The sequence below is a fragment of the Blastomonas sp. UPD001 genome (assembly GCF_003426715.1).
GTDB lineage: Bacteria > Pseudomonadota > Alphaproteobacteria > Sphingomonadales > Sphingomonadaceae > Blastomonas.
Map to the genome: position 1 here is coordinate 1 of NZ_QKVT01000092.1, position 3457 is coordinate 3457.

The following is a 3457-nucleotide window of genomic DNA, read 5'->3' on the forward strand; positions in this document are numbered from 1 at the left end:
CGCGCTCGACAAGCTCTATCGCTGGGCTGTCGAGGAAGGAATCATTGCGATCTCGCCCTTCAGCTACGGCGCCACCCTTCGCAGGGCCGGCGGTAGCCGCGCAGTGCTCGCTGTGACGACGAACCGTGCCCGCGAGCGCGCCGCGCGGCGCCACGATACCCGTTACATCGATCTTGGCCGCTACCTGCTGTTCCGCGAGGTGGGATTGCGCGGCCGGCTTCCCGACGGCTCGGAGGACGCGACGTGGCGCGGCCGCAACGGCGAGCGCAATGCGTTGTTTGCCGAGCTTCTCGTCACGACCGGCCTGCGGCTGACAGAGGCCGGCAGTCTGCTGCTGAGTGAGCTGCCGCGCCTGACCGATCCCGAATCGCGCTCGGTGCCGTTCGATCTCCCCGGTCCGATCGCCAAGGGCGGACGACCACGGCGCATCCGCGTTCCCCGCCGGGTACTGAGATTGATCGGCGACTATGTCGATCTCGAGCGCACGGTCTCTGCCGCGCGCTCAGAGCCTTCGGTGTCCGATCCGCTCTGGCTGATGCTGGAGGACGGGAAGGCAACAGACGCGGCGGGCATCGCCGCCGATCTCGTGCCGCTCATCGTGCTTATCTCGCTCGACACCGGCATGGAGATCGAAGCGATCAAGGGCTTGCGAGCGGACTGCCTGAAGAACCCGGCGGGCGGCTATGTCGAGATCGAGTATTGCAAGCGTCGGGCGCGCGGCGCCGAGTGGAAGCGGCTGCGTGTGCGCGACGGCGGTTCCTCGACGCCGGGCGGCTTGATCCGCAAGGCGCTGCAGTGGACCGGTCCGGCGAGAAGCCGGCTCGGCGCCGACACGCTCTGGGCGCACTGTGCCTGGGGCCGCCTGACCCCTCGGGTGCTCAGCATGAAGGAGCTCGCGGCTTCATGGAGGCCGGTCCCCACCCGGTCATCGCCAGCGCCGCGCGCGAGCTGCTCAACAAATCGGACAACGAACGGTCAGGCGTGCTCTCTACCGCGATGTCGTTCCTCGGCCTCTACCGCGATCCCGTCGTCGCCGCAGTCACGCGCCGTTGCGACTGGTGCATTACGGATATCATTGGGGGGAAACGACCCACCACGCTTTATCTGGTGGTGCCGCCCTCCGACATCGCGCGCACCAAGCCGCTGATCCGCCTGATCCTCAACCAGGTCGGCCGACGGCTGACCGAGGACCTGCAGGCCAAAGGCGGACGCCACCGGCTGCTCCTGATGCTCGATGAGTTTCCCGCGCTCGGACGCCTGGACTTCTTCGAAAGCGCCTTGGCTTTCATGGCCGGCTACGGCCTGAAGAGCTTCCTGATCGCGCAGTCGCTGAACCAGATCGAGAAGGCTTACGGGCCGAACAACTCGATCCTCGACAACTGCCATGTCCGGGTCAGCTTCGCGACAAACGACGAGCGTACCGCCAAGCGGGTTTCCGATGCGCTCGGAACCGCGACCGAGATGCGCGCGATGAAGAACTATGCCGGGCACCGCCTCTCGCCCTGGCTCGGCCACCTTATGGTCTCGCGCTCGGAGACGGCGCGGCCGCTGCTCACCCCCGGCGAGGTGATGCAGCTCCCACCGGCCGATGAGATCGTCATGGTGGCTGGGACGCCGCCGATCCGCGCAAAAAAGGCGCGCTATTTCGAGGACCGGCGCTTCCAGGAGCGCATCCTGCCACCGCCCTCTTTGGCGAAGTCGCCTGAGGCAAATCCCGACGATTGGAGCGCCTTGCCGTTGCCGCGGTCACCGCAAACCGAACCAGCCGTCGAGCAGGGCGGGACTGACGGTGAGGATCCGACGGGATCGGAGCGCCGCCACCAGCCCGAATTGAGCCACGCCCAAGCGGTCGAGAAGAAGGTCCCGATCGAGAACGAGTTTGCGGCAGATCTCGATGATGACGCCGAAGACGACAGCGCCCGGATCAGCCGGATGAACCGGCTCGTGCAGGGTGTGGCCCGGCAAGTGTCGCTTGATCCCAACGACGGCATGGAGCTGTGAGAGGCGGCGATGGCATCAAGCTCGAAAAAACAGCGCTTGTCCGTCTACCTCGACCGGGAGGTCATGAAGGCGCTGGCGGATTATGCCGCGCGCCGGGATCATTCGCGCTCTCTCGTCGCGGAGGCGGCCATCGCGTCCTTCCTGTCTCCCGACGCCGCCGAGCGGCAGGAGGCGGCCACGACGAAGCGGCTCGATCAACTCGATCGGCGCATGACGCGCATGGAACGCGACCTCGGTATCTCGGTCGAGACACTGGCGGTCTTCGTGCGCTTCTGGCTCACGACCAATCCACCCTTGCCTGAGCCGGCCCAAGCCGCCGCCCGCGCACAGGCCGGCGAGCGCTACGATGCGTTCGTCGCGGCCCTCGGCCGGCGACTCGCCAAGGGGCCGAAGCTGCGACAGGAAATCTCGGAGGACGTTCCTGCAGGCGGCAATTGATCGGTGCCGGGACCACCTCGGCTACGCGACCAGGTTTGCGACGCTCGGGCTCAGGGGGTGAGATTAATGGCCACGTCAAACGCGTCAGGGGGCATCACGCTCTTGAAGTAGAAATCCTCAGCTTCATGCCACTGCCGCTCCCAAGGTCCGATCGCTCCTTCCCGAGCGGCCAACCGCGCCAAGCGCACATCGTCCGGCGCCAAGAGCGCGACGCGCAGATCGAGCAGGTCGGCCAGTTCCGGACGCGCCGCATAGACCCCTTCCAGGATCACGATCGGCCTTGGGCCGATCCACGTCGGCTCATCGCGCAGCCGTCCATCGAAAGCGTCCCAGTCGAAGGCGCGCCAACATGCCTCCCGGCCGGCCGCAAGGCCTTGGAGCACCGATCGTTGTCTCGTCCAATCGATGCAGGCCGCTGCGCGCGCTACGGCGCTATCCGCCCGAAGCTCGATCCCGCCCGCATAAAAGTCGTCGCCCTCGATCACGCAGGCCTCGACCCGCTCGGCGAGCGTCCTCGCCAACGTCGATTTGCCGACACCACTTCTGCCATCAACCGCGACGATCAAGGGCAGCCCCTTACGCTGCGCCGCTTCGGTCATGATCCCGGCCAGCGTGACCTCATCGCTGGCACGCATCATTCGACCACTCCGTTCGCTGATTGCGTCGGGCTGTTCAGCGATCCTCCTTTCAAAGCACCTTCTCCACTTCATCGAGGAGCGCTCTCGTACCTGCTTCCCGGCCGGCGATGTCGCCGTCGAAGTAGGCGCCCTGTTCGGTCAGCTCCAAACGCGTACCGGCGCCATCGGAGTTGAAGCTGATGGTGACGAGCGAAGAGGACAGCGGCGTCCCCTCCAATGTCATGTGGTAGGCGTAGATGAGCGTGTTGCCCTCATCTACGTGCAGCCAGGTCGTGGCGTTCGTGAGGACGAAGTCCGCTCCCCGGGGGCTGAACCGGGTGAACTCAACGGCGCCTGCCACGGTCGGTTCGGCTGGCCGATACTCATGGATGGTCCAGCCG

At 66.2% G+C, this 3457-nt stretch carries 3 protein-coding genes and 1 pseudogene; 2 read left to right on the top strand and 2 right to left on the bottom strand.

What is annotated here, in order from left to right; translation table 11 throughout:
- Window positions 1-906: 906 nt before the first annotated feature.
- Both DM995_RS19015 and DM995_RS19020 read left to right on the top strand, forming a co-directional pair.
- Window positions 907-2001 (top strand): annotated as a pseudogene (locus tag DM995_RS19015) (type IV secretory system conjugative DNA transfer family protein); the annotation flags it as partial.
- A gap of 9 nt (window positions 2002-2010) precedes the next feature.
- On the top strand, window positions 2011-2439 hold the full coding sequence (locus tag DM995_RS19020; protein ID WP_116970689.1) for a CopG family transcriptional regulator: 429 nt from the start codon (window positions 2011-2013) through the stop codon (window positions 2437-2439).
- 50 nt (window positions 2440-2489) lie between these two features.
- On the opposite strand, the gene DM995_RS19025 is transcribed toward DM995_RS19020, so the two are convergent.
- Together DM995_RS19025 and DM995_RS19030 are read right to left on the bottom strand one after the other, a co-directional pair.
- The gene (locus DM995_RS19025; protein WP_157973342.1) at window positions 2490-3077 is read right to left on the bottom strand and encodes a uridine kinase family protein; all 588 of its coding nucleotides are present in this window, start codon (window positions 3075-3077) and stop codon (window positions 2490-2492) included.
- A 49-nt stretch (window positions 3078-3126) separates the two neighbouring features.
- A partial coding sequence (locus DM995_RS19030) for an SRPBCC domain-containing protein (RefSeq protein ID WP_198669497.1) occupies window positions 3127-3457 on the bottom strand: 331 nt, incomplete at its 5' end.

Excerpts from the sequence above, each read along its gene's own strand:
- DM995_RS19020 (WP_116970689.1), top strand. The coding sequence starts at position 2,011 with ATGGCATCAAGCTCGAAAAAACAGCGCTTGTCCGTCTACCTCGACCGG.
- DM995_RS19025 (WP_157973342.1), bottom strand. The coding sequence starts at position 3,077 with ATGATGCGTGCCAGCGATGAGGTCACGCTGGCCGGGATCATGACCGAA.